This window comes from Streptomyces sp. NPDC047917 (assembly GCF_043204345.1).
GTDB lineage: Bacteria > Actinomycetota > Actinomycetes > Streptomycetales > Streptomycetaceae > Streptomyces > Streptomyces sanglieri.
The window spans coordinates 167,362-191,348 of the sequence record NZ_JBIDCA010000006.1; the positions used below are offsets into that span (position 1 = coordinate 167,362).

22 protein-coding genes and 2 tRNA genes are annotated in these 23,987 nt (G+C 71.3%); 7 read left to right on the forward strand and 17 right to left on the reverse strand.

Going from position 1 to position 23,987, the window contains the following annotated elements:
- Nucleotides 1-20 precede the first annotated feature (20 nt).
- The 7 genes from ACGF8B_RS16020 to pgsA form a co-directional block, all read right to left on the reverse strand.
- Nucleotides 21-773: a YebC/PmpR family DNA-binding transcriptional regulator gene (locus tag ACGF8B_RS16020; protein WP_072484508.1), complete on the reverse strand. Its 753-nt coding sequence runs from the start codon at nt 771-773 to the stop codon at nt 21-23.
- Nucleotides 774-834: 61 nt separating this feature from the next.
- Nucleotides 835-1,428: a pyridoxal 5'-phosphate synthase glutaminase subunit PdxT gene (gene pdxT, locus ACGF8B_RS16025; protein ID WP_392738657.1), complete on the reverse strand. Its 594-nt coding sequence runs from the start codon at nt 1,426-1,428 to the stop codon at nt 835-837.
- A gap of 6 nt (nt 1,429-1,434) precedes the next feature.
- Nucleotides 1,435-2,352 (reverse strand): pyridoxal 5'-phosphate synthase lyase subunit PdxS, encoded by a 918-nt coding sequence (gene pdxS, locus ACGF8B_RS16030; protein WP_392738659.1) that lies wholly within the window; start codon nt 2,350-2,352, stop codon nt 1,435-1,437.
- 168 nt (nt 2,353-2,520) lie between these two features.
- Nucleotides 2,521-3,018 carry a hypothetical protein gene (locus tag ACGF8B_RS16035; protein ID WP_342279878.1) on the reverse strand — a complete coding sequence of 166 codons (498 nt, stop codon included), beginning with the start codon at nt 3,016-3,018 and terminating at the stop codon, nt 2,521-2,523.
- 124 nt (nt 3,019-3,142) lie between these two features.
- Nucleotides 3,143-4,303 carry a glycosyltransferase family 4 protein gene (locus tag ACGF8B_RS16040; protein ID WP_392738662.1) on the reverse strand — a complete coding sequence of 387 codons (1,161 nt, stop codon included), beginning with the start codon at nt 4,301-4,303 and terminating at the stop codon, nt 3,143-3,145.
- The gene (locus tag ACGF8B_RS16045) at nt 4,300-5,235 is read right to left on the reverse strand and encodes a phosphatidylinositol mannoside acyltransferase (RefSeq protein ID WP_392738665.1); all 936 of its coding nucleotides are present in this window, start codon (nt 5,233-5,235) and stop codon (nt 4,300-4,302) included. The genes ACGF8B_RS16040 and ACGF8B_RS16045 overlap by 4 nt, the downstream gene beginning before the upstream one ends.
- Complete coding sequence (gene pgsA / locus ACGF8B_RS16050; protein ID WP_392738668.1) at nt 5,232-5,906, reverse strand: phosphatidylinositol phosphate synthase; 675 nt, start codon at nt 5,904-5,906, stop codon at nt 5,232-5,234. The genes ACGF8B_RS16045 and pgsA overlap by 4 nt, the downstream gene beginning before the upstream one ends.
- A gap of 267 nt (nt 5,907-6,173) precedes the next feature.
- On the opposite strand from pgsA, the gene ACGF8B_RS16055 reads away from it, so the two are divergent.
- Complete coding sequence (locus tag ACGF8B_RS16055; protein ID WP_392738670.1) at nt 6,174-8,399, forward strand: elongation factor G-like protein EF-G2; 2,226 nt, start codon at nt 6,174-6,176, stop codon at nt 8,397-8,399.
- Between the two features lie 147 nt (nt 8,400-8,546).
- Nucleotides 8,547-10,217 carry a hypothetical protein gene (locus ACGF8B_RS16060; protein ID WP_392738673.1) on the forward strand — a complete coding sequence of 557 codons (1,671 nt, stop codon included), beginning with the start codon at nt 8,547-8,549 and terminating at the stop codon, nt 10,215-10,217.
- Nucleotides 10,218-10,292: 75 nt separating this feature from the next.
- Here the strand turns inward: ACGF8B_RS16060 and ACGF8B_RS16065 are convergent, their stop codons facing one another.
- The gene (locus ACGF8B_RS16065; protein WP_384755543.1) at nt 10,293-10,853 is read right to left on the reverse strand and encodes an HIT family protein; all 561 of its coding nucleotides are present in this window, start codon (nt 10,851-10,853) and stop codon (nt 10,293-10,295) included.
- A 66-nt stretch (nt 10,854-10,919) separates the two neighbouring features.
- Here ACGF8B_RS16065 and ACGF8B_RS16070 point away from each other — a divergent pair, with 66 nt between their 5' ends.
- The gene (locus ACGF8B_RS16070) at nt 10,920-11,597 is read left to right on the forward strand and encodes a potassium channel family protein (RefSeq protein WP_392738676.1); all 678 of its coding nucleotides are present in this window, start codon (nt 10,920-10,922) and stop codon (nt 11,595-11,597) included.
- 33 nt (nt 11,598-11,630) lie between these two features.
- Here ACGF8B_RS16070 and thrS read toward each other — a convergent pair whose 3' ends face one another.
- The 3 genes from thrS to ACGF8B_RS16085 form a co-directional block, all read right to left on the reverse strand.
- Entirely contained in the window at nt 11,631-13,607 is a 1,977-nt protein-coding gene (gene thrS / locus ACGF8B_RS16075; RefSeq protein ID WP_392738679.1) for a threonine--tRNA ligase, read from the reverse strand.
- A gap of 140 nt (nt 13,608-13,747) precedes the next feature.
- On the reverse strand, nt 13,748-15,022 hold the full coding sequence (locus ACGF8B_RS16080) for a hypothetical protein (protein ID WP_392738682.1): 1,275 nt from the start codon (nt 15,020-15,022) through the stop codon (nt 13,748-13,750).
- A complete protein-coding gene (locus tag ACGF8B_RS16085) occupies nt 15,022-15,588 on the reverse strand; it encodes a DUF4365 domain-containing protein (protein WP_392738684.1) in 567 nt (188 codons plus the stop codon). Before ACGF8B_RS16085 ends, ACGF8B_RS16080 begins: the two co-directional genes overlap by 1 nt.
- A 190-nt stretch (nt 15,589-15,778) precedes the next feature.
- Between ACGF8B_RS16085 and ACGF8B_RS16090 the strand changes: the two genes are divergently transcribed.
- On the forward strand, nt 15,779-16,504 hold the full coding sequence (locus ACGF8B_RS16090; protein WP_366108951.1) for a 3'-5' exonuclease: 726 nt from the start codon (nt 15,779-15,781) through the stop codon (nt 16,502-16,504).
- A gap of 76 nt (nt 16,505-16,580) precedes the next feature.
- Here the strand turns inward: ACGF8B_RS16090 and ACGF8B_RS16095 are convergent.
- A tRNA-Val gene (locus ACGF8B_RS16095) sits at nt 16,581-16,652 on the reverse strand.
- A gap of 39 nt (nt 16,653-16,691) precedes the next feature.
- On the reverse strand, nt 16,692-17,138 hold the full coding sequence (locus ACGF8B_RS16100) for an SRPBCC family protein (protein WP_392738687.1): 447 nt from the start codon (nt 17,136-17,138) through the stop codon (nt 16,692-16,694).
- Between the two features lie 83 nt (nt 17,139-17,221).
- Here ACGF8B_RS16100 and ACGF8B_RS16105 point away from each other — a divergent pair, with 83 nt between their 5' ends.
- Nucleotides 17,222-19,777, forward strand: coding sequence for an SCO7613 C-terminal domain-containing membrane protein (locus tag ACGF8B_RS16105; RefSeq protein ID WP_392738690.1), 2,556 nt, complete (start codon nt 17,222-17,224; stop codon nt 19,775-19,777).
- Nucleotides 19,778-20,169: 392 nt separating this feature from the next.
- Here the strand turns inward: ACGF8B_RS16105 and ACGF8B_RS16110 are convergent.
- Together ACGF8B_RS16110 and ACGF8B_RS16115 are read right to left on the reverse strand one after the other, a co-directional pair.
- Nucleotides 20,170-20,241, reverse strand: a tRNA-Val gene (locus tag ACGF8B_RS16110).
- A gap of 54 nt (nt 20,242-20,295) precedes the next feature.
- Entirely contained in the window at nt 20,296-20,784 is a 489-nt protein-coding gene (locus ACGF8B_RS16115; protein WP_365475517.1) for a TIGR02611 family protein, read from the reverse strand.
- 190 nt (nt 20,785-20,974) lie between these two features.
- Between ACGF8B_RS16115 and ACGF8B_RS16120 the strand changes: the two genes are divergently transcribed.
- On the forward strand, nt 20,975-21,388 hold the full coding sequence (locus ACGF8B_RS16120; protein WP_003959770.1) for an SsgA family sporulation/cell division regulator: 414 nt from the start codon (nt 20,975-20,977) through the stop codon (nt 21,386-21,388).
- A 310-nt stretch (nt 21,389-21,698) separates the two neighbouring features.
- Nucleotides 21,699-22,286, forward strand: a complete 588-nt coding sequence (locus ACGF8B_RS16125) for a CGNR zinc finger domain-containing protein (RefSeq protein WP_392738692.1) — start codon at nt 21,699-21,701, stop codon at nt 22,284-22,286.
- Nucleotides 22,287-22,290: 4 nt separating this feature from the next.
- Here ACGF8B_RS16125 and ACGF8B_RS16130 read toward each other — a convergent pair whose 3' ends face one another.
- Together ACGF8B_RS16130 and ACGF8B_RS16135 are read right to left on the reverse strand one after the other, a co-directional pair.
- The gene (locus tag ACGF8B_RS16130) at nt 22,291-22,446 is read right to left on the reverse strand and encodes a hypothetical protein (RefSeq protein WP_266917187.1); all 156 of its coding nucleotides are present in this window, start codon (nt 22,444-22,446) and stop codon (nt 22,291-22,293) included.
- A 263-nt stretch (nt 22,447-22,709) separates the two neighbouring features.
- Nucleotides 22,710-23,729: a LacI family DNA-binding transcriptional regulator gene (locus ACGF8B_RS16135; protein WP_392738695.1), complete on the reverse strand. Its 1,020-nt coding sequence runs from the start codon at nt 23,727-23,729 to the stop codon at nt 22,710-22,712.
- Between the last annotated feature and the right edge of the window lie 258 nt (nt 23,730-23,987).

A 23,987-nucleotide genomic window follows, 5' to 3' on the forward strand; every position in this document is an offset into this window, starting at 1 on the left:
AGGGCTGCGCCGAGCGTGGCTCAGGCGTCGACCTTCTCCATGACCTCGTCCGAGACGTCGAAGTTGGCGAAGACGTTCTGCACGTCGTCGCTGTCCTCCAGCGCGTCGATCAGCTTGAAGATCTTGCGCGCGCCTTCCTCGTCCAGCTCGACCTGCATGGTGGGCAGGAAGTTGGCCTCGGCGGAGTCGTAGTCGATGCCGGCCTCCTGGAGCGCGGTACGGACCGCGACCATGTCGGTGGCCTCGCTGACGACCTCGTACGTGTCACCGAGGTCGTTGACCTCCTCGGCGCCCGCGTCGAGCACGGCACCCAGGACGTCGTCCTCGGTCAGTTCGCCCTTGGGGACGATGACGACGCCCTTGCGGTTGAACAGGTACGAGACCGAACCCGGGTCGGCCATCGAACCCCCGTTGCGGGTCATCGCGACCCGTACGTCGGAGGCGGCACGGTTGCGGTTGTCGGTGAGGCACTCGATGAGCACCGCGACACCGTTGGGGCCGTAACCCTCGTACATGATCGTCTGGTAGTCGACGCCGCCCGCTTCGAGACCGCCACCGCGCTTGACCGCGGAGTCGATGTTCTTGTTCGGTACGGAGCTCTTCTTCGCCTTCTGGATCGCGTCCACGAGGGTCGGGTTGCCCTCGGGGTCCACACCGCCGGTGCGGGCCGCGACCTCGATGTTCTTGATCAGCTTCGCGAAGAGCTTGCCGCGCTTGGCGTCAATCACGGCCTTCTTGTGCTTCGTCGTAGCCCATTTAGAGTGGCCGGACATCTGCCTTCTCCTTCGCGTCACCAAAAACGATTCGAACCCGAGAGATCCTACCGGGATCGAGTCAGCCGACTGCGCGCACCATGTCCACGAACAACGCGTGAACGCGATGGTCCCCGGTCAATTCCGGGTGGAACGACGTAGCCAGGGCGTTTCCCTGACGGACGGCGACGATATGACCGCCGTGCTCCGCCACCACCTTGGCCTGCGCACCGACGGACTCCACCCAGGGGGCGCGGATGAACACGCCCTCCACGGGGCCGCCCTCGATTCCGGCGACCTCGACGGCCGCCTCGAAGGACTCGTTCTGTCGCCCGAAGGCGTTGCGGCGCACGATCATGTCGATCCCGCCGATCGTCTCCTGGCCCGAGCGCGGGTCGAGGATCTTGTCGGCGAGCAGGATCATTCCGGCGCAGGTGCCGTAGACGGGCATGCCCTCCCGGACCCGCTCGCGCAGCGGTTCCAGCATGCCGAACAGGGACGCCAGCTTGGACATCGTGGTGGACTCGCCACCGGGAACGACCAGGCCGTCGACCTCGGCGAGTTCCTCGGGACGCCGGACCGGCCTGGCCAGGGCGTCCGCCGAGGCCAGGGCGATCAGGTGTTCCCGTACGTCGCCCTGGAGAGCCAGGACTCCGATCACAGGGGTGTCGCTCATCGGTGATTACCAGCCACGGTTGGCGTAGCGCTCGGTCTCGGGCAGGGTGTCGCAGTTGATGCCGACCATGGCCTCGCCCAGGTTCCGGGAAGCGTCCGCGATGATCTTCGGGTCGTCGTAGAAGGTGGTGGCCTTCACGATCGCGGCGGCGCGCTTGGCCGGGTCGCCGGACTTGAAGATCCCGGAGCCGACGAAGACGCCCTCGGCGCCGAGCTGGCGCATCAGCGCGGCGTCGGCGGGGGTGGCGACACCGCCCGCGGAGAACAGCACGACGGGCAGCTTGCCGAGCTCCGAGACCTCCTTGACCAGCTCGTACGGGGCGCGGAGCTCCTTGGCGGCGGCGTACAGCTCGTTGTTGTCGTAGCCGCGCAGGCGGGCGATCTCGTTCTTGATCTGGCGCAGGTGACGAACGGCCTCGACGACGTTCCCGGTGCCGGCCTCGCCCTTCGAGCGGATCATGGCCGCGCCCTCGGCGATCCGGCGCAGGGCCTCGCCCAGGTTGGTGGCGCCGCAGACGAACGGGGTGGTGAAGGCGAACTTGTCGCTGTGGTTGACCTCGTCGGCCGGGGTGAGGACCTCGGACTCGTCGATGTAGTCGACACCGAGGGACTGCAGGACCTGGGCCTCGACGAAGTGGCCGATGCGCGACTTCGCCATCACCGGGATGGAGACGGCCCCGATGATCTCCTCGATCATGTTCGGGTCCGACATCCGGGCCACGCCGCCGTCCTTGCGGATGTCGGCCGGGACCCGCTCCAGGGCCATGACCGCCACGGCGCCCGCGTCCTCGGCGATCTTCGCCTGCTCGGCGTCGACGACGTCCATGATCACGCCGCCCTTGAGCTGCTCGGCCATGCCGCGCTTGACGCGCGCGGTGCCGGTGGCCGGGGAGTCGGACTGCGGGGTGGTGGGAAGCGTGGACATGGATCGACCTCACTCGGAGAAAGGTTGCTGAAAATCGCTGCTCGGTGCAGTGCTGAGCAAACTCTCCGGGAACAGTCCACTGCAAGGGCCAATGGCAGGCCGGTGGATCGTTTTGAACGCGTACGGGACGAGATGTGGCCCCCGTCACGCGCGAGCGGGGCGGTCCGGTCAGCTGACGGGACGGTCCGCCAGGGCCACCGGGGGTTCGTCGTCCATCTCGAAGGCCAGCGGGAACGGAGCGTGCCCGGCCAGCCGGAACCACCGCACCTTGCGGTGCCGGCGCAGCGCGCGCGCCGCGCGCACGGCGTCGTTGTGGAACCGCCGGGCCATGGGCACACGGCGCACGGCGGCGGCGAGTTCGAGCGCCGCCTCCTCGCCGCCGGGGATCTCCTTCACGGCCTCCACCTGCGCCGTCTCGCCGAAGACCGCCCGCAGCGCGGTGCTCAGCTCGCTCTCAGCGACCTCGCGGTGCTCCTCCTCCGCCTGGCGGGCCGCGTGCGCGGCCTCGTACAGGACGATGGAGGCGGCCGGATCGAGGACACCGGAGGTGGCCAGTTCCTGGGTGACCGACGCACGGCGCAGCAGCTGCGCGTCGAGGGCGGCCCGAGCGGCGTCGATGCGGGTGTGCAGCCGGTCCAGCCGTCCGGCGGTCCAGCTGAGGTACATACCGATCGCGACGATCGCGACGGCGATCCAGATGAGGGTTTCGATCACGGGCGGCAAGGCTACCGGTGAGACACCGACGGCGTGGCCGCCCGGCCCCTGCTCCCCGGCGCCCGGCCGGCGGCCCTCACTCCCGCGCCAGTCCGAACCGGGCGCGCAGTCCCGTGCGTTCGTCGGCCGCCACCGAGGCGGCCCCGTCGGTCACCGTCTCGTACACCGCGAGGATGTCCGCCCCGACCGTCGACCAGTCGAACCGGCGTACGTGCGCGGCGCCCCGCTCGCGCAGCTCCGCACGCCGCTCCGGGTCGTCCAGCAACCGGATCGCCGAAGCGGCCAGCGCGTCCGCGTCCTCGTTGGCGAAGAGCTCGCCCGCCGCACCGAGGTCCAGCACCTGCGCGAACGCGTCCAGGTCGCTGGCTAGTACCGGGGCGCCGGCCGACATGGCCTCGACCAGGATGATCCCGAAGCTCTCTCCCCCGGTGTTGGGGGCCACGTACACATCGACGCTGCGCAGCAGCCGCGCCTTGTCCTCGTCGCTCACCATGCCGAGGAACTCGACCCGCTCGCGCATCGCCTCGGGCAGCGAGGCGACGGCCTCCTCCTCGTCGCCCCGGCCGGCCACCAGCAGCCGGGTGTCCGGGCGGGCGTCGAGGATCGCGGGCAGGGCCCGCATCAGGACCGGCAGGCCCTTGCGGGGCTCGTCGATGCGCCCGATGAAGCCGATCGTGCCGCCCTGCCACTCGGCCCTGGGCTCGGCGGCGGCGAAGAAGCCGACATCGACGCCGTTGGGGATGACGACGGCGTCGCCGCCCAGGTGCTCGACCAGAGTGCGGCGGGCGTACTCGCTCACCGCGATGCGCGCACTGATCTTCTCCAGCGCCGGCTGGAGGATCGGGTACGCGGCGATCATGGCCCGGGAGCGCGGGTTGGACGTGTGGAACGTGGCGACGATCGGCCCCTGCGCGGCCCAGCAGGCGAGCAGCCCCAGCGACGGCGAGGTCGGTTCGTGGATGTGGATCACGTCGAAGGTGCCGTCGTGCAGCCAGCGGCGCACCCGGGCGGCCGAGAGGAAGCCGAAGTTCAGCCGGGCGACGGAGCCGTTGTACGGGACGGGCACGGCCCGGCCCGCCGACACCACGTACGGCGGCAGCGGCGTCTCGTCGTCGGCGGGCGCCAGCACCGACACCTGGTGGCCCAGCCGGATCAGGTGCTCGGCCAGGTCTCGGATGTGGAACTGCACCCCGCCGGGCACGTCCCAGGAGTACGGGCAGACGATGCCGATCTTCACGTCGGGTCCTCCCGGGTCTCCAGATCGGCGAGCCAGAGCCGTTGCAGCATGTGCCAGTCCTCCGGATGGTCGGCGATCCCGAGGGCGAAGGCGTCGGCCAGCGCCTGTGTCATCGAGGACGTCTTCTCGTTGCGGTCACCTGACTCGGGCAGCTCGACCGGCGCGTGGATCCGGGCCTTCATCACGGGCGTGTCGTCGTAGGAGAGCGTCACCGGCAGCAGCAGCGCCCCGGTCTGCTGGGCCAGCAGCGCCGGCCCGGCCGGCATCCGCGCGGTGTCGCCGAAGAACGTCACCTCGACCCCGGAGGCGGACAGATCGCGGTCGGCGACCAGACAGACCAGCCCGCCCGCCCGCAGCCGTCTCGCCAGGGTGCCGAAGGCCGCCCCGCCGCTGTGCGGCAGGACCTCCATGCCGAGCCCCTCGCGGTAGGCCACGAACCGGTCGTACAGGGTCTCGGGCCTGAGGCGCTCGGCGACCGTGGTGAAGGGCACCTTGAGATCGGTGGTGACCCAGGCTCCCGCCAGGTCCCAGTTCCCCAGGTGCGGCAGGGCGAGGATGACGCCGCGCCCGGCGTCGAGACCGTCGGTCAGCCGGTGCGCGTCCCTCACCTCTATGGACGCCTTGATCCGTGCCGGACTCCAGGTGGGCAGCCGGAACGACTCCATCCAGTAGCGCATGTACGAGCGCATCCCGGCGCGGGAGAGCTCGGCCAGCCGGTCCGGTGACGCCCCGGGCACGACCCGGGCCAGATTCGACTCCAGCCGCAGCACGCTCTTGCCGCGCCGCTTCCAGACCTGGTCGGCGATGGTGCGGAAGAGAGCCCGGGCGACCGGCTCGGGCAGCTTCTTGACCGCGCCCCAGCCGAGCCCGTACAGCCCGTCGGTCAGCCGGTCCCGCAGGCCGTTGCTCGGCTGTGCCGGGTCCTCGCTCACCGGTCGGTCCCGCTCCCCGGACGCGCGGCGGCTGCCTCGGCAGCGTCGGCCTCGGCGGACTCGCGGCGCACGGTCACGACCCGCTGCACGAGCGTCACCAGGCTGCCCACGCCGACGATCCACAGCGCGATCGGCAGCAGGACCTGGATCCCGGGCACACCGAACTTGTGCAGACCCGCGAACCCGGCCGCGACCAGCGAGATCACCAGCCGCTCGGCACGCTCCACGAGCCCGTTGACCGCGACCGGCAGCCCGATCGACTCGCCGCGCGCCTTCGTGTACGAGACCACCTGGCCGCTGGCCAGGCAGAAGATCGCGACCGCGCAGAGCGCGTTGTCGTCGCCGTTGCCCGCGTACCAGAGCGCGAATCCGCCGAAGATCGCCCCGTCGGCGACCCGGTCCAGGGTCGAGTCCAGGAACGCGCCCCAGCGGCTGGAGATACCGGCCTGCCGGGCCATGTTGCCGTCGACGAGGTCGGAGAAGACGAAGATCGTGATGACGATCGTGCCCCAGAAGAACTCCCCCATCGGGAAGAAGACCAGCGCACCTGCCACCACCCCGGCCGTACCGATCAGAGTGACCGCGTCAGGGCTCACGCCGAGACGGAGCAGCAACGCGGCGAACGGTGTGAGGACACGCGTAAAAAATGCACGCGCGTACTTGTTCAGCATGGCCTTCCCGAGGGTCGGTGGGCCGAGCGGCCCCTACGGCCACCGGCTGGCCCATCGTAGTCACGACCGCCGGACTCCACCGTCCGGGCACCCGGCGTCGCGCGGCGAGGTGCCATGTATGGACGCGGCCTGCCCCGAGTGGAAAGCTCGAATTACCGCGGGCGTCGCCGTAGCCGCCGCGGCGGCTCCCCCAGTGCCCGTGCAGCTCTCTCCCCACATCGCGTCGGTTTTCTTCCGCTCCCCGCCACTATCTGGGAGGCACGCATCATGGGCGACAGGACACACGCACACACCGGGGCCGCCGGCAGGGCAGCGACGGCCGGCCGGCCCTCATCCGTACGGAATGTGGTGCTGGTCGGCCACAGCGGCTCCGGAAAGACCACGCTCGTCGAGGCGCTCGCGCAGACCGCGGGCGCCGTCAACCGGGCGGGCCGGGTCGAGGACGGCGCCACCGTCTCCGACTACGACGAGATCGAACACCGCCAGCAGCGTTCCGTACAGCTCTCCCTGGTCCCCGTCGAATGGGGCGGGTACAAGATCAATCTGCTGGACACCCCCGGCTACGCGGATTTCGTCGGGGAACTCAGGGCCGGTCTGCGCGCGGCGGACGCGGCCCTGTTCATCGTGTCCGCCGCGCAGGAGGCCGACGCGGTGGCCGGTGCCACCCGTGCCGTCTGGGAGGAGTGCGCGGCCGTCGGCATGCCGCGCGCCGTCGTCGTCACCCATCTGGACACGGCACGCACCTCGTTCGAGGAGATGACCCGGATCTGCGGTGAGATCTTCGGCGGTGACGACCCCGATGCCGTGCTCCCGCTCCACCTGCCCGTCCAGGGCCCCGAGGGCGCGGACGGGCACGCCCCGCTCACCGGGCTCACCGGACTCCTCGGCCGGCGGATCTTCGACTACTCCTCGGGCGAGCGGCGGGAGAACCCGCCCGCCGAGGACCAGCTGCCGGCTCTCCAGGAGGCCCGCAACCGCCTCGTCGAGGGGATCATCGCCGAGAGCGAGGACGAGACCCTGATGGACCGGTACCTCGACGGGGCCGAGGTCGACATCGAGACACTCGTCGACGACCTGGAGCGCGCCGTGGCCCGGGGCACCTTCCACCCGGTCCTCACCGCCGCCCCCGCCGCTCCGGGCGCCCGCCAGGGCATCGGCACCGTCGAGCTGCTGGACCTGATCACCGGCGGCTTCCCGGCCCCGCCGGAGCGCCCGCTTCCCGATGTCACCCCGCTGCACGGGGCGTCGCCGCCGGTGTTGGCCTGCGACCCGGACGGCCCGCTCGTCGCCGAGGTCGTCAAGACGGCCTCCGACCCCTACGTCGGCCGGGTCTCGCTGGTCCGGGTCTTCTCCGGCACCCTGCGGCCCGACCAGACCGTCCATGTCTTCGGCCACGGACTCACCGATCCCGGTCACGAGCCCCGGCCCTTCCACGAGACCGAGGTGCGCGTCGGGGCGCTCTCCTCCCCCTTCGGCAAGCAGCAGCGCCCGGTCACCGCCTGCATCGCGGGGGATCTGGCCAGCGTCGCCAAACTGGGCGGTGCCGAGACCGGGGACACCCTCTCCGATCCGGACCGGCCGCTGCTGCTCGATCCCTGGACCACACCGGACCCGCTGCTTCCGCTGGCCATCGAGGCGCACAGCAAGGCGGACGACGACAAGCTCTCCCAGGGGCTCGCCCGGCTGGTCGCCGAGGACCCGACCATGCGCCTGGAGCAGAATCAGGACACCCATCAGGTGGTCCTGTGGTGCCTCGGCGAGGTCCACCAGGACGTGGCGCTGGACCGGTTGCGCAGCCGCTACGGCGTCCAGGTCGACGCCGTACCGCACAGGGTGCCGCTCCGTGAGACCTTCGCCGCCCCGTCGACCGGGCGCGGCAGGCATGTGAAGCAGTCCGGCGGCCACGGCCAGTACGCCATCTGCGAGATCGACGTGGAGCCGCTGCCTCCGGGCTCGGGCATCGAATTCGTCGACAGGGTGGTCGGCGGGGCGGTGCCACGTCAGTTCGTCCCGTCCGTCGAGAAGGGGGTGCGGGCGCAGGCCGCCCGCGGGGTCTCGGCCGGCCATCCGCTCGTCGATGTGCGCATCACGCTGCGGGACGGCAAGTCCCACTCGGTGGACTCCTCCGACGCGGCGTTCCAGACCGCGGGCGCGCTGGCGCTGCGCGAGGCCGCCGCGGACACCCGTATCCAGCTCCTCGAACCCGTCGCCGAGGTCCGGGTCCTGGTCCCCGACGACTATGTCGGGCCGGTGATGAGCGATCTGTCCGGACGGCGCGGCAGGGTGATCGGGACCGAGCAGTCCGGCACCGGCCGCACCCTGGTGCGGGCCGAGGTGCCCGAGCTGGAGATCGGCCGGTACGCGGTCGACCTGCGCTCCCTCTCCCATGGCGCCGGCCGGTTCGACCGGGCGTACGCCCGGCACGAAGCGATGCCCCCGCAGCTCGCCGAACGCCTCCGGGGACGGCCGGAGAACGACCCGAACGACTCATGACCGGCCATGCCGCCCGTCTTTGTCCACAGGGGCGGGCGGCGCGGCGATCCGGACGATACGCTTTGGTCCCAGCTCAGAAGGTGTGCCGGGCACGGCAGTTGGGAAACAGCCGCAGGAGCAGTTCCTCGGCGGTGAGTGGGGGCGACAGTGGCCAGCGACGGATTCGATTTCTCTCCCGGAGCACAGATCCCGCTCCAGGGTTCGGGCGGACAGGCGGTGGCGACGAGCGCCCTCGCCTCCGCCGCGTACCGGGACAGCCCGGTGGAGAAGATCCTTGAAGCCAACAGCGAATGGCACAAGTCCGAAGTCAAGGTGGGCCGTTCCAAGCTCTTCAAGTCCGACTATTTCAAGCCCAATCTCGGCGAGGCGTTCTCCCGCGCCGTCCAGGAACGCATGCTGGGCGGCGCCCGCGGCGCCCTCATCCAGTCCTTCGGGACCGACCCGCAGACGGTCGTCGAGCACTGCCTGTCCGCGAGCCGCCTCCGCAAGAGCCGCGACACCAAACTCACCGCCGTCACCGCGCTGTTCGGCTTCGTCTTCCTGCCCGGCATGATCCTGTGGGTCCTCGCCTTCCGCCTGCGCGACCTTCTAGGCGGCACCAAGGACAAGGCCCTCTCCGCCCTGGGCAGCGCGCTGCTGCCGATCATCGGCATCGTGGCGCTGGTCCTCCTGGTCGGCCTGCCGCTCAATGGATTCCTGGCGCTCTACGTCCGGGCGATGATCATCGCCCCCGTGATCGGCTGGTTCATCGCCAAGCGGATCGCCGAGGCCTCCGCCAAGGACATGCGGGCCCGCTGGGAGGGGCTCCTCTCGGGCGGCGGCGTCGTCGCCAAGATCCCCGAGGCCGTGCCGAAGAACCCGAACGAGACCTCCCGCGAGGCGCTCCGCCAGGGCCTGGAGAAGCTCACCGCCGAGCAGCAGTCCAACTCGGTCTTCTACGCGGGTCCCAAGGGCATCCTCGGCATGGGCACCCGCTGGGGCAGCTGGCAGCTCGCCGAGGAGCTCGTCTCCAAGGAACCCGGCAAGGAGTTCCACCAGTTCCGCAGCTGGGACCTGATCCGCGCCATCCACGACCAGCTCAAGGTGCTGGAGCGCGGCCCGCTGAACACCGGGGGGTTCCCCACTCCATCGGTCACCCACTGGATCGTGTCCCCCGTCGGGGAGAACGCCGGCTCGGTCTCCCGCCCCGACGGCGAGGACGTCGCCACCTTCCAGGTCAAGCCGCACGAGATACAGCGGATCTGCAACCACCAGCAGTTCGGCAGCGGCGACCGGCACTATCTGGGTGTCCAGTTCACCCTCTGGGAAGGCCAGTTGATCATCACGATGATGATCACGGTCACGGTGCTCCACGAGACCCTGCGCATCGAGGTCACCGGACACGCGCTCGGCCCGGTCCACTCGCTGTTCACCAGCAAGCCCGCGGCCAAGACCAAGACGGTCAACAAGACCGTCCGGTTCTGGGAGACCCGCGACATAACCCTTCCGCTGGTCGAGCCCAGCGAGGTCGTCCGGCTCGCCCTGCGCGCCCCGTTCACCTGGTATCCGCCGCTGCTGGACTACCTGGGCGGCAAGATCGCCCTGCCCGAGCCGTTCGGCCTGCGCCACGCCTGGGCGGAGAAGCCGTGGCGCCACCGCTTCATGGCGGACGACGCGATGCGTGCCGCGACGCCGGTCCTGCGCGCCGTCCACAGCGCCGCCCTGCGCGTCCTCAAGGAGAACGGCGTCGATATCGAGCGCTTCGACAACCGCTCGATGATACTGAGCGGCGCGGTGCAGGACCCGACCCCGCGCAAGGCCGACCTGTACGACGCGTAGCCGGGCGCCCCGGCACGCGAAGGCCGCCCCGGCGGGAAACAGCCGGGGCGGCCCTTGCGCAGGACGATGCCGGGATCAGGCGGCCGGCCAGGCGTCGGCCAGCATCTTGCGGGTGTCGGCGAGCAGCTGCGGCAGCACCTTCGTGTGGCCGACCACCGGCATGAAGTTGGTGTCGCCACCCCAGCGCGGTACCAGATGCTGGTGCAGATGGGCCGCGATCCCGGCCCCCGCCACCGACCCCTGGTTCATGCCGATGTTGAATCCGTGCGCCCCCGAGGCCGCCCGCAGCGCCACCATCGCCCGCTTGGTGAAGTCGGCCAGCTCCATGGTCTCCGGACCGTCCAGCTCCGTGTAGTCCGCGACGTGCCGGTACGGCACCACCATCAGATGGCCGCCGTTGTACGGATACAGGTTCAGCACGGCGTAGACGTACTTGCCGCGCGCGACGACGAGCCCGTCCTCGTCCGAACTCGACGGGATCCCGCAGAACGGACAGCCGTCGCCGGCCTCCGGACCGGTCGGCTTGTTCTCGCCCTGGATGTACGCCATCCGGTGGGGCGTCCACAGGCGCTGGAACGCGTCGGGCGTTCCCACTCCGATCTGCTGCTCCGGCTCACTCGTCATGGCGATCAGCATATTGCTTCACTCCCGGGGTGCGTGTCGCCGGGGCCGCACCAGTGGGCCTACGGCGATGCTGAGGCGATGAGCGACCGGTCCGCCGACTCCGCCCCTCCTCGCCTCCTGCTCTGGGAACAGCGCACCGAGGTGCCGCTCCTCGGCATTTCGCTGATCTTCCTGCTCGGCTACGCGGTCCGGGTCCTCGCCCCCGACGACGCCGAACCCTGGCGGGACATCGCCCTCACCCTGGTCGGCGTCACCTGGCTGGTCTTCGCGGCGGACTACTCCGTACGGCTCCGGCTCAGCGGCCTCGGCCACCGCTTCGTCCGGGTGCACTGGCTGGACACGCTGGTGCTGCTGCTTCCGCTGCTGCGGCCGCTGCGCCTGATCCGGGTCTACAGCGCGGTCCAGCAGCGCCGGGAGCAGCCGCGGCTGAGCCTGTACGCGCGCGTGATCAGCTACGCCGGAGCATCGGCCCTGCTGCTCGGCTTCTCGGCGGCGCTCGCGGTCTACCACCAGGAACACAAGGTCCCGGACTCCACGATCCATACCTTCGGCGACGCGGTGTGGTGGGCGTGCGAGACGCTCACGACGGTGGGGTACGGGGACGCGGTGCCGGTCACGCCGGGGGGCCGGATCGTCGCCACGGGGCTGATGATGTGCGGGCTGGCGCTGCTGGGGGCGGTGACGGGGTCGTTCTCGTCATGGCTGCTCCAGGTCTTCCGGCGGGAGGACGAGAAGAGGCCCCCGGAGGGCGGTTAGCTCTCCGGGGGCCTCTCGCCTTCGAGGTGTCCGTCAGACCTGGACGCGGTCCTCGACGGCCTTCTGGATCTTGGCGATGGCGTCCTCGACCGGGATGCCGTTCTCCTGCGATCCGTCGCGGTAGCGGAAGGAGACGGCGCCGTTGGCCATGTCCTCGTCGCCCGCGATGATCATGAAGGGCACCTTGGCCTTCTGCTGGTTCCGGATCTTCTTCTGCATCCGGTCCGAGGAAGCGTCCACGTCGACCCGCAGCCCCTTCTTGCGGGCCTTGGCCGCGAACTCCTGGAGGTACGGGATGTGTGCGTCACCGATCGGGATGCCCATCGCCTGGACCGGGGCCAGCCACACCGGGAACGCGCCCGCGTAGTGCTCCAGCAGCACCGCGAAGAACCGCTCGATGGAGCCGAACAGGGCACGGTGGATCATGACCGGGCGCTGCTTGGTGCCGTCCGGACCGGTGTACTCCAGGTCGAAGCGCTCCGGCAGGTTGAAGTCGAGCTGCACGGTCGACATCTGCCAGGTGCGGCCGATGGCGTCCTTGCACTGCACCGAGATCTTCGGGCCGTAGAACGCGGCGCCGCCCGGGTCCGGGACCAGCGGCAGGCCCTGCTTCTCGGCGACCTGGCGCAGCGTCTCGGTGGCCTCTTCCCAGATCTCGTCGGAGCCGACGAACTTCTCCGGGTCCTTGGTGGAGAGCTCCAGGTAGAAGTCGGTCAGGCCGTAGTCGCGGAGCAGGTTCAGGACGAAGGTGAGCGTCCGGTCGAGCTCCTCGGCCATCTGCTCCTTGGTGCAGTAGATGTGCGCGTCGTCCTGCGTGAAGCCGCGCGAGCGGGTCAGACCGTGCACCACGCCGGACTTCTCGTACCGGTACACCGTGCCGAACTCGAAGAGACGCAGCGGCAGTTCACGGTAGGAACGGCCGCGCGCGTCGAAGATCAGGTTGTGCATCGGGCAGTTCATCGGCTTGAGGTAGTAGTCCACCCCGTCGTCGAGCTGCATGGGCGGGTACATGCCGTCGGCGTACCAGTCCAGGTGGCCGGACTTCTCGAAGAGCTTGCCCTTGGTGGCGTGCGGGGAGTAGACGAACTCGTAGCCCTCCTCCTCGTGGCGCCGGCGCGAGTAGTCCTCCATGGCGCGGCGGATGATGCCGCCCTTGGGGTGGAAGACCGCGAGACCGGGGCCGATCTCGTCCGGGAAGGAGAAGAGGTCCAGCTCGTTGCCGAGCTTGCGGTGGTCGCGCTTGGCGGCCTCCTCCAGGAACTCCAGGTGCGCCTTCAGCTCGTCCTTGGTGGGCCACGCGGTGCCGTAGATGCGCTGGAGCATCGGGTTCTTCTCGCTGCCGCGCCAGTACGCCGCGGCGTTGCGCATCAGCTTGAACGCCGGGATGAACCGGGTGGTCGGCAGGTGCGGACCCCGGCAGAGGTCCTTCCAGCACAGGTCGCCGGTCTTCGGGTCGAGGTTGTCGTAGATGGTCAGCTCGCCGCCGCCCACCTCGACGTCCGCGCTGTCGTCGGAGGAGGCGGAGCCCTTGATGCCGATGAGCTCCAGCTTGTACGGCTCGCCGGCCAGCTCCTCGCGGGCCGCCTCGTCCGTCACGACCCGGCGGGAGAACTTCTGGCCCCGCTTCTGGATCTCCTGCATCTTCTTCTCGATGGCCTTGAGGTCCTCGGGGGTGAACGGCTTCTCGACGTCGAAGTCGTAGTAGAAGCCGTCCTTGACCGGCGGACCGATGCCCAGCTTGGCCTCGGGGAAGAGCTGCTGCACGGCCTGCGCCATCACGTGCGCGGTGGAGTGCCGCAGGATGTTCAGGCCGTCCTCGGAGGAGATCCCGACGGGCTCGACGACCTCGCCGTCGGAGACGACGTACTCCAGGTCCTTCAGCTCACCGGCGACCCGGGCGGCGACAACGGTGCGCTCGCCGGGAAAGAGCTCGGCAGCCGTAGTGCCCGTCGTCACCACGCGCTCTTCCCGCTCGGAATCGCGTTGGATGATCACACGGACGTCTGACACCGGTCTCTCCTGACTCAGGGGGAACGCACGCGTTCACAGTGCGCGTGCGCTACGAATCGTACCGAGGAGCGGGCCCCCTCTGCGAAACGGATTGGCCGGCCGGCCCCACCGCTCCCCCGCGGGCCCCCGGCCCGCGGCCCCTATTCGCCGGTGCAGGCCTCCTCGAACTGGTCGACGTTCTCCTGGAGCGACTTCATCAGCCGGTCCCGTTCCGCGTCGTCGACCTGCACGGGCACGACGTGCGAGGTCCTCGTCAGCCGCCGGAAGCCGCCGCGGCTCTCCAGCCTGCCCTCCACCCGGATCGGCAGCCCCACGAGGTGGGCGTGGCCGGCGATCCGGTACGCCTCCTCGTCCAGCTCCAGCCGCACGTGCGGCACCTCGGCGCCGGCCAGCACCCGCAGCCGGACGATCCCGGCGCCGCGCGGTGCCGAGCGGCGCATCCGGACGACGGCGCCGGTGATCCGTACCGGCACGGCGGGCTCGTCGTGGAGGTAGCGGGCGCCCGCCCGGCGCAGGGCCGGCAGGTCGCCCGGGGAGAACTCCACCGGCTCGGGCCGCGCCGGGCATCCCTCGGGCGTCCCGGCGGCGGGTGCCCACTCCAGCGCTATCCCGGCCCCTTCCGAGCCCCCGACGAGTGCGATGACGGCCTCGGTCAGCTCCCGGCTGACGCCCGCCCCGACGGCGGTGTCGAAGGCCTCGTAGCCGCCGGTGGCCCGCTGGTAGTCCACGGCCTCGCGGGTGGCGTGCAGCGCCCGGTGGAGGCGTACGGCGACGGCGCGGCCCGGCTCCACCGGCACGAACGCGGTGAGTTCACGGCCGCCGGGTGCGGGCCCGACGAGGAGGCCTTCGAGCGCGGCCCGGGCCCTGCGGCGGTGGCGTGCGCCGTGGTAGCCGGTGTTCGCGCGTACGGCGAGGGCTCCGGCGAGCAGTATCTGCCGGGCGGCGGTGTGCAGCCGCTCCGCCCCGGCCCAGCCGGCCGCGCCGGCGACCTCTTCGGGGACCTCGCGCCACCAGCGGATCTCGTCGCTGGGCACGGCGAGGGAGACCAGGACCTCGCGGGCGGAGGGTGCGGCGCTGCGGGCGAGCGCGGTCAGCGCCTCGGCGAGGAGGTCCTCGCTGTCGGGGAAGGCGGTGGTGTCGGGGACCAGGAGGCTCGTCCCGCCGCCGGACGGGGCCGGTGGGCCCGGTGGGGTCCACCGGCTGTAGCGCCCGGCCGCCCCGCCCCTGCGCTGCCAGCCGTGCCGGCCGAGCAGTGCGCCGAGCACCGCGGGGTCGACGCGGGCGGGGTCCGGGACGCCCCAGGGGAGCCGGGATGCGTCGTCCCGCGGTCCCGCGGTCTCGGCGGGGTGCGGGCGGATGGCCGGCGGGATCGCTCCGTCCGCGCAGTCGTCGTATTCGCCCATCGGCCGGTGCATCAGGGCCTCCCTCCCGCCCCTACGCGGGTCATGATCTCGCAGAGCGCACGGTCGTCGAAGATGCGCGAGGTGGGGATCCGCACGGTCGTCCGGTGCCGGCCCGTCACCGCGTGGCCGGCCAGGTTGGTCCAGTAGCAGCAGTGCCGCAGGTCCAGCCGGTCGTGTCCGGCGCGCAGCCAGTCGCTCCGGCTGCGCGGCACGATCATCACGACCAGGATCTTGTGCACCGACACGGGTGTCCGCGCCAGCTTCACGAGGTGGGCGTTGTCGAGCGTGAAGGCGAATGTCGGTCCCGGCGGGTTCGGCGGGATCTGGTAGGTGCACTTGAGCTGCACCTTTATGGTCACTTCGTCGTCCACGGCATGGCCTGGGGCGCCGTGGCTGACATGCCAGTCGATGCCGTTGTCGGGGAAGGGCTGCGACAGGGAGCACCCCGCCGCGGCCGCGACGGCGTGCAGATGGCCCACCTGGAGCGTCTCCATGCAGGCGGTGGTTGCGAGTGTGCCGCGCAGCGGTTCGATCCGCTGGGACAGCAGCCCGCTCGGTTCGGGCTGCGCGAGCGCCATGGCTGCGTGTGCCTTCCGGGCTGTGCCGATCGGTTCTCCGGGGCGGGGCGACGGACAACTTCCGTACCCCTCACCTGTGTTGTCACCGCACCGGACGGTCCGCAAACGGCGTATCAGGCAAAGGGCGCGGGTATCACCGGACCGGGCAGAGGAATCACACATCTGCCGTTCGGGCACGAGGAGTTCGGGGATGACTCACTGGTACGAGGGGCCGCTGGCCGCTTTTGACACCGAGACAACAGGAGTCGACGTCGAGGGGGACCGGATCGTCTCGGCCGCCCTGGTCGTCCAGGACGCGGCGGGCGGGCGGATGCGCGTGACCCGCTGGCTGGTGAATCCGGGGATACCGGTACCCGTGGGGGCCACCGAGATCCACGGTCTGACCGACGATCACCTTCAGCGCAACGGCCGCTGGCCGGCGCCGGTGGTGGAGGAGATAGCCCGTGCGCTGGCCGAGCAGTGCGCGGCGGGGCGCCCGCTGGTCGTGATGAACGCGCCGTTCGACCTGACGCTGCTGGACCGGGAGCTGAAGCGCCACCGCGCCTCGTCGCTCGGGCCGTATCTGCAGAACTCCCCGCTGTGCGTGCTGGATCCGCGGGTGCTCGACAAGCATCTGGACCGCTACCGCAAGGGCCGGCGGACCCTCACCGATCTCTGCGAGCTGTACGGCGTGGTGCTCGACGGCGCCCATGACGCGGCGGCCGACGCGGCGGCCTCGCTGGAGCTGGTGCGGGCGGTGGGGCGGCGGTTCTCGTCCCGGCTGGACCGGCTGACCCCACCGGAGCTGCACACCTTGCAGGCCGGGTGGCATGCGGCGCAGGCACGTGGGCTGCAGGCGTGGTTCGCGAAGAACGGCACGGCGGAGGCGGTGGATCCGGCGTGGCCGCTGCGCCCGGAGCTGCCCGCCGCGGCGTGACCGGATGGCCGGTGTCCGCTTGCGCACACGCAGAAGCCGGTCCGTCGATTCTGCTGACGGACCGGCTTCTTCCGGGTGGGCGATACTGGGTTCGAACCAGTGACCTCTTCGGTGTGAACGAAGCGCTCTCCCACTGAGCTAATCGCCCGGGAACGGGTTGAACCATACAGGTCTCCGCGGGTCAGGTTCAAACCGCTTCCAGCCAGGCCGCGAGACCCCGCCGCCCGGCACGCATCATCAGGGCGTGATTGGCCCGGAACACCGGGCGTCCGGGTACCGCCAGCAGCCGCATCAGCCGTCGGCGCACCTCGACCTCCTGCTCGTAGACGGCCCGGCTGCCACCGTCGTGCGGGCCGACCGTCCACCGGATCCAGCCGTCCAGATCACCGCTGAGCGTCGCCTCGATCACCCCGGCCCGGGGGTCGCGGCGGCGTTCGCGGACGGTCATGACGAGGTCGTACGGGAGGAGCGAGCGGATGCGGGTGGTGCCGGTGGCGTCGTCGACCGGGGTGACCTCACGGACCTGTGGCCACCAGCGCGGGTAGTCCTCGGCGCGTTCGAGGATCTCGTACACGGCGTCGGGTGGTGCGGGAAGGTCCCAGACACTCACGAATCGGTAGTGGCTCCAGTCCATGCCCCCAGTCTGCTCGTACTCAGCCGGGCAACTGAGTATCCGAGCGCATGTCCGAACCTGTGGCTCGCGCCACACTCGCGTTCATGGAACATGTGCCGCCACCCGCCGAGGAATTGGCGCTCCTCGATCGCGAACTGGCCCGGCTGGACGCCCGCCGGTCCCAGTTGCTGGTTCGCCGTGCCTGGCTGCTGAGCGTGCTGACGCCTCCCGCCGGGCCGCCCGCCGGACCGCCGGCTCCGCAGTTCGCCGCCCCGTTCGGGCCGCCCTCGGCGGCTCGGCCCCCGGCCCCGTTCGCGCCTCCGTCCGGGTCTCCCGCCGTGCAGGCCGGACCACGCAGCGCGCAGAACGTGCTGCTCACCCTGGGCGGTCTGCTGCTGACGGTCGCGGCGATCGCCTTCACCCTGGTCAGCTGGGGCCACATGGGGATCGCCGGCCGTTCGGCGGTGCTCGCCGTGGTGACGCTCGCGGCGCTCGCCGCCCCCGCCGTGCTGCTGCGCCGCGGACTGTCCGCGACGGCCGAGTCGCTGGGCGCCCTGGCCTCCGTGCTGATGGTCCTCGACGCCTACGCGCTGCACCGGGTCGCGATGCCGGACGCCGACGGGCCCGGTTTCGCCGCGGCCGCCTCGGCCGTGCTGGCGGTGCTGTGGGCCGGGTACGGGCTGCTGCTCGACCGGCTGCGGCTGCCGCTGCCCCTGGCGGTGGTGAGCGCTCAGCTGCCGCTGCTGCTGTGGGCCTGGTCGGCGGGTGGGGGTGCCTCGGTGTTCGGCTGGGCGCTGCTGCTGACGGCGGCGCTGGACTGCGCGATCGCGGTACGGGGGCCGGGCCTCGCGGTCCGGGTGACGGCCTGCGTCGGCGGCTGGGCGACGGGCCTGCTGGGACTGGCGGTGGCCCTGGGGCAGTCGGTGTCCGCCGATGCGGTGCCGGACGCGTTGGCACCGGCCGCGCTGCTGCTCGTGGGCGCGGTGATCGCGCTGTTCGGGGCTTGGCGTGCGCCCCGGGGTCTCGCGGTGGCCGGCGGTGTGCTGGCCGGGTTGTCCGGGGTGGCCTCGGTGGGCGGTGTGCTGCGTGCCGGGATGGCGTGGGACTGGTCGGTGCTGGTCTATCTGCTGTGCGGTGTGGTGCTGTTGGCATCGGTTCGGGCGCCGCTGCCCCGGCCGGTCGGGCAGGGCCTGGTGTGGGCCTCGTCGGCGGTGACCGCGGCCGCGGTGCTGGCCTCGGCGCCGCCGGTCGGGATGTCGCTGATGGGCGCGGTGTCGCAGCTGGCCCACGTGTGGTCCGGCGCTCCGGACGGTGGTGTCCGGGCCGCCCTGGGCACGGAGGGCCTGGCGTGGTCCCGGCTGACCGCGGCCCCGCTGGTGCTGCTGGTGGTGGCCGGTCTGCTCGGCCTGGCGCACCGGTCGTGGGACCGGCTGGTACGGGTGGCCGGTCCGGCGGTCCGGCCGGGTCCGGCCTGGCGGAACGCGGCGGGGACCGTCGCGACGGTGCTCTGCTGGGCGGGGCTCGTCACGTTGCCCGCGGTGCTGGGACTGTCGTACGCGCCGGCCGTGGCGGCGCAGTCGGTGCTGGTCGCCGCGGTGTTCGCGGTGGCGGTGCGGGCGCTGCGCCTCGGGGCGGTCGCCGTGGGGACGGCCGCGCTGGTGTGCGGGCTGGTCGGCGCGGTGAGCACGGGGCTTCTCGCACTCGCGGCCCAGGCCGCCACGTACGCGGTGTTCGCGGTGCTGCTGCTGGTGTCCGGGGCGGTCGCGGTGCTGCTCGACGACACCGCGACGCCGACCCGGGGACTGCCGCGGGCCCAGGCGGCGCGCGCGGCGGGGACGCTGCGGATCGCGCAGTCGGTGTCGGCGTGCGGGGCCGTGCTGTGCGCGACGGTGCTCGCCCGTGCGGCCGGGGCGTCGCTGGGACTCGCCGGATACCGGGCGGCACCGCTGATGCTGGCCGTCCCCCTGGTGACGGTGCTGCTCGGGGCCCGGCTGCGGAACCGCCCGTCGGCCCTCCCGGTCGAGCTGACCGGCGCGACGGCGGCCGCGGTGGCGGTGTTCATGGCGGTGCCGGACCGGCCGTTCCTGGCGCTGGTGCTGGCGCTGGGCGGAGTGCTCGCGGCGGGCACGGCCGTACGGGCCGAGCGCCGTCCGGTGGCCGGGTACCTGGCGGTGGCGCTGTTCGTCCTGGCGGCCTGGGTGCGGCTCTCGGCCTCGGGGGTGTCGGACCCGGAGGCGTACACCCTGCCGGTGACGGTGCCCGCCCTGGCGGTCGGTGTGCTGCGCAGGCGCCGCGACCCGGAGGCGTCGTCGTGGACGGCGTACGGGGCGGGTCTCACGGTGACGCTGGTGCCGAGCCTCTTCGCGGCCTGGGTCGATCCGCACTGGCTGCGGCCGCTGTTGCTCGGTGTGGCGGCCCTGGTGATCACCCTGGCGGGCGCCCGGCTGCGGCTCCAGGCGCTGCTGCTGGTCGGTGGCGCGGTGCTGGGCCTGGACGCCGTGCACGAACTGGCGCCGTACGTGGTCCAGGTGGTCGGTGCGCTGCCGCGCTGGCTGCCGCCCGCGGTGGCCGGGCTGCTGTTGCTGGTGGTCGGGGCGACGTACGAGCAGCGCCTGCGCGATGCGCGACGGCTGAGGGAGTCCGTGGGCCGGATGCGCTGACGGTGCGTCGCACGGGGCCGGCCGGATCACGGGACGGCCCCGGGACGCGACCGTGTGAACTCGCCCGTGAAATCGAGCAGTTCGCGCCCCTCACCTCTGCGGCGGGAATTCCCGGGGGAGTCCTCGAATCGTCCGTGGCATTGCTCGCGGACGTCGAGGACCGATCCCTTTCCGGGAATTCCCGCAACCCCGGAACTCCGTCCGACCGGGGTATCCGGATGACCCACCGGGTTTTGCGGACCCGGACCGTCCGCTACCGCATGGATTGAATCGTTCGCGAAAGCGCTTGTGAATCATTCAGCGGAACACCGGTGAGGGGCCGGGGGCGGCCGGAAACCGAAAACGCAGAGGGCCCGTAAGACTCTGCAGTCTCACGGGCCCTCTGTCCGGGGTGGGCGATACTGGGTTCGAACCAGTGACCTCTTCGGTGTGAACGAAGCGCTCTCCCACTGAGCTAATCGCCCGGGCGCAGGCCAAACATTACCCCATGTCAGCGGCGCCCCATGACCACCCCCGGGTCACTCGTGGATCTTCCACGGCATGGTGATGCCGAACTTCCAGACGTAGATCCCCACCAGCACCGCGATGATCACCAGGCCGACCGACGTGAGGATGATGTTGCGCCGTCGGACCTTGGGGTCGAGCGCCCGCTGGGCGGCCTCGGTCACCTTCCGCCTGGTCCAGCGGAGCACCAGCTGCGCCCAGACGAATTCGGTCGCCCAGATCGCCATCCCGCCGAAGATCACCAGCCAGCCGGGGCCGGGCAGGGGCAGCATGATGATGCCCGCCACGACCACGGCGAGGCCGACGATGAAGACGCCGACCTGCCAGCTCAGGTGCAGCGTCCTGGACGCCTTGATGAACCCGGGCGCCCTGGAGCCGAGCTCCCGCTCCTTGGTCACACCCTCGGTGACTTCACCCGTCACGCCGTCCGCCCTGTCCCCCGTGCCGGACACCGGTGTCGCCGACGCGGCGTCCCCGTTCCGCACGTCACGCTCCGCATTCATGACTGCCAACCTACCGGAACGGCCTTCATCACCGGAATGGCCGCATAACCGAAAGTTACACACCGCCGTACGAGCTACCTGAAGGAACACAAAAAGGTCAGAGGGGTTTACAACGCCACCGTAGGTGGCATGTCGATTTCGCCGACGTGCGAATCCCCGAGCGCACACTGAGCGAAAGGCCCTGGCGCTTATGAACACCACGGTCAGCTGCGAGCTGCACCTGCGCCTCGTTGTGTCGAGCGAGTCCTCACTGCCTGTACCCGCGGGCCTGCGGTATGACACGGCCGATCCGTATGCCGTGCACGCCACCTTCCATACCGGAGCGGAGGAGACGGTCGAATGGGTATTCGCCCGCGACCTCCTTGCCGAGGGGCTGCACCGGCCCACCGGCACCGGAGACGTCCGCGTCTGGCCATCCCGTAGTCACGGCCAGGGCGTCGTCTGCATCGCGCTGAGCTCCCCAGAGGGCGAAGCCCTGCTCGAAGCCCCGGCGAGGGCCCTGGAGTCGTTCCTGAAGCGGACCGACGCCGCGGTTCCGCCAGGCACCGAGCATCGTCACTTCGACCTCGATACGGAGCTCTCACACATCCTGGCCGAGAGCTGAGCCAGGCCGAGAGCTGCACGGCGCCGTCCGACTCGGGGAGACGGCGCCGCGCGGAAAACCTCATAAGGCGGACACCGGCGCCGTCATCACGGAATCCACCGTGGTGACGGCGCCGGTGCGCGCCCGGGGCTCACGACTCCCCGCCTCGCGTCCCGCGGGGCGCCCACCGGCCATGAAGTACCCGCCCGTGGCCGGTATCCGCTCCCCGCACCCCTCACGGGCCGTCCAGGGCCGCTGTGCGGCCCGGCCGAGCCAGTAGAGTCAGCCCGCATCGGCGGACACCCGCCCGCCGGAGGCAGGGAGCTGAAGCGTGCTGATCCCCCACGACACCCGGATCGCCCTCGACACGGTGGTCGAACTGGTGAACACCGCACCGGAGAGCGAGCCGCCGGAGGGCGGGCAGCCGGGGAGCGGGCGGGGCGACGGCCTCGCCGGCATCGACGCGCTCTACGACTTCGCGCGGCGCCATCGGATCAGCGGCGTGGACGAGCTCCACGACAAGGACCTGCGGGCGGTACGGGACGTACGGGCGCGCTTCGCCGAGATCTTCGCGACCGACGACGCCCGGACCGCCGCCTCGCTCGTCAACGCGCTCGTCGCCGCCGCCGGCACCACTCCCCAGCTCAGCAATCACGACGGCTACGACTGGCATGTGCACTACTTCGCCCCGGACGCGTCGATCGCCGACCACCTCGCCGCCGACTGCGGCATGGCGCTGGCCTTCATCGTGGTGGCCGGCGAGCAGGAACGGCTGCGCAGGTGCGAGGCACCGGACTGCCGGCACGCCTTCGTGGACCTGTCCCGCAACCGCTCCCGCCGCTACTGCTCCAGCCGCACCTGCGGCAATCGTCTGCATGTGGCCGCGTACCGGGCACGCCGCAAGGAAGCGGCCGGCTGACCGCTCACAGCATGAAGAGATCGTGCAACGCGGCCATCAGCAACAGGCTGCCGACCACCGCGAGGAAGATCATCAAAGGCGGCTGGGAGAGCGCGAAGAGGCAGCCGCGCGGCTCTTCGTCAGGGCTTGCGGGGACATCGCCCCGGGAGGTGTCGACCATCTCAGGACGATCATGACTCAGACCACCCCCCATTGGCGATCAACACGCCTTTTCGTACCGGGAGTTCACCCACCCCGGCACCGGCCCGGATTCGCTCCGGCGTCCGATCGCCCGCCACACATTCGGCGCCGCGCCCGGAGCGCCACGCACCCCGACTCCCCCGAGCGGAACACCAGGACACCGCCGCCACTGGCCGGCTCCGTTCGGCACGCGGCGAATTCGGGATGGAGCCGGCACGTCCCGGCGGCCTCCGCTCCGCCGACTCAGCGCGGTGTCGAGCTGGACGCCCGCACCACGAGCTCCGGCTGGAGCACCACGCTGCGGTGCTCGTGCGTGCCGCCCTCGTCGTCCGACTCCTCCAGCAGGAGCTCCGCGGCCATCCGGCCCATGACGACCGCGGGCTGGCGGACCGAGGTGAGCGGTACCGCGGCGGCGGCGGCGAATTCGATGTCGTCGTAGCCGACGATGGCGATGTCCTGCGGAACCCGGACGCCCGCCGCGTACAGCGCCTGGAGCACCCCCAGGGCGAGCAGGTCGTTGGCGCAGAACACCGCGGTCGGCCGGGGCACCAGGCCGAGCAGCCGGGCCCCGGCATCGCGCCCGGCCGACACGTCCAGCCGGTCGGAGGGGATCTCGACGAGCGCCCCGGGCGGCAGCCCGGCGTCCGCGAGAGCCGCCAGAGCGCCTTCGCGCCGGTCCCGGATCTGATGGAGGTCGCCCGGACCGCTCACGTACGCCACCGAGCGGTGGCCGGCCGAGACCAGATGGCCGACGGCGAGGGAGCCGCCGCGGACGTCGTCGACGGAGACCGCGCAGGTCCCCGTGCCCGGCGCCACCCGGTCCACCAGCACGTAGGGGATCCGGTGACGGGCGAACGCCTCCAGGTTCCGGCCGCTCGCGTCGGCCGGGGTGACCAGGACGCCGCAGACCCGCTGTTCGGCGAAGAGCCCGAGGTACTCGGCCTCCTCCGTCGGGCTCTGGTCGCTGTTGCAGACCATGACACCGAGACCGGCCGCCCGGGCGGCGCGCTCGGCGCCGCGGGCCACGTCCACGAAGAACGGGTTGCCCATGTCCAGTACGAGCAGGGCCATGATCCGGCTGCGGCCCGCCCTGAGCTGGCGCGCCGACTCGCTGCGTACGTACCCGAGTTCCTCGATGGCGGCGAGCACCCGGGCGCGGGTCTCCGGCAGCACCGCCTCGGGCCGGTTGATCACGTTGGACACGGTGCCCACGGAGACTCCGGCCTCCCGGGCCACATCCTTGATCCCTGCCACACGCGCCACTTGCCCTGCCCCACTGCTGCCTTCGTCCGCACCGGTCCGCGGCGTGTCCCCATCGTACGGACGGCGTCGCGGGGCGGCCCGGTCCCGTACCGGAGAGCCCGGCTCCCCGAGCCGCCCCTCTCCGCGGATGAACTGTTTCAATCCGGTCGCCACAAGCTAGCTCCGCGTCTGTACACCGTCAACAATCATCCATGAATCGATTCACCACTCAGGGACCGACCGCCCCGGCCCTCCGGAGCCGGGGCGAGACAGAGACAG

Excerpts from the sequence above, each read along its gene's own strand:
- ACGF8B_RS16020 (WP_072484508.1), bottom strand. The coding sequence starts at position 773 with ATGTCCGGCCACTCTAAATGGGCTACGACGAAGCACAAGAAGGCCGTG.
- pdxT (WP_392738657.1), bottom strand. The coding sequence starts at position 1,428 with ATGAGCGACACCCCTGTGATCGGAGTCCTGGCTCTCCAGGGCGACGTA.
- pdxS (WP_392738659.1), bottom strand. The coding sequence starts at position 2,352 with ATGTCCACGCTTCCCACCACCCCGCAGTCCGACTCCCCGGCCACCGGC.
- ACGF8B_RS16035 (WP_342279878.1), bottom strand. The coding sequence starts at position 3,018 with ATGTACCTCAGCTGGACCGCCGGACGGCTGGACCGGCTGCACACCCGC.
- pgsA (WP_392738668.1), bottom strand. The coding sequence starts at position 5,906 with ATGCTGAACAAGTACGCGCGTGCATTTTTTACGCGTGTCCTCACACCG.
- ACGF8B_RS16055 (WP_392738670.1), top strand. The coding sequence starts at position 6,174 with ATGGGCGACAGGACACACGCACACACCGGGGCCGCCGGCAGGGCAGCG.
- ACGF8B_RS16065 (WP_384755543.1), bottom strand. The coding sequence starts at position 10,853 with ATGCTGATCGCCATGACGAGTGAGCCGGAGCAGCAGATCGGAGTGGGA.
- ACGF8B_RS16070 (WP_392738676.1), top strand. The coding sequence starts at position 10,920 with ATGAGCGACCGGTCCGCCGACTCCGCCCCTCCTCGCCTCCTGCTCTGG.
- ACGF8B_RS16080 (WP_392738682.1), bottom strand. The coding sequence starts at position 15,022 with ATGCACCGGCCGATGGGCGAATACGACGACTGCGCGGACGGAGCGATC.
- ACGF8B_RS16085 (WP_392738684.1), bottom strand. The coding sequence starts at position 15,588 with ATGGCGCTCGCGCAGCCCGAACCGAGCGGGCTGCTGTCCCAGCGGATC.
- ACGF8B_RS16090 (WP_366108951.1), top strand. The coding sequence starts at position 15,779 with ATGACTCACTGGTACGAGGGGCCGCTGGCCGCTTTTGACACCGAGACA.
- ACGF8B_RS16100 (WP_392738687.1), bottom strand. The coding sequence starts at position 17,138 with ATGGACTGGAGCCACTACCGATTCGTGAGTGTCTGGGACCTTCCCGCA.
- ACGF8B_RS16105 (WP_392738690.1), top strand. The coding sequence starts at position 17,222 with ATGGAACATGTGCCGCCACCCGCCGAGGAATTGGCGCTCCTCGATCGC.
- ACGF8B_RS16115 (WP_365475517.1), bottom strand. The coding sequence starts at position 20,784 with ATGAATGCGGAGCGTGACGTGCGGAACGGGGACGCCGCGTCGGCGACA.
- ACGF8B_RS16120 (WP_003959770.1), top strand. The coding sequence starts at position 20,975 with ATGAACACCACGGTCAGCTGCGAGCTGCACCTGCGCCTCGTTGTGTCG.
- ACGF8B_RS16130 (WP_266917187.1), bottom strand. The coding sequence starts at position 22,446 with ATGGTCGACACCTCCCGGGGCGATGTCCCCGCAAGCCCTGACGAAGAG.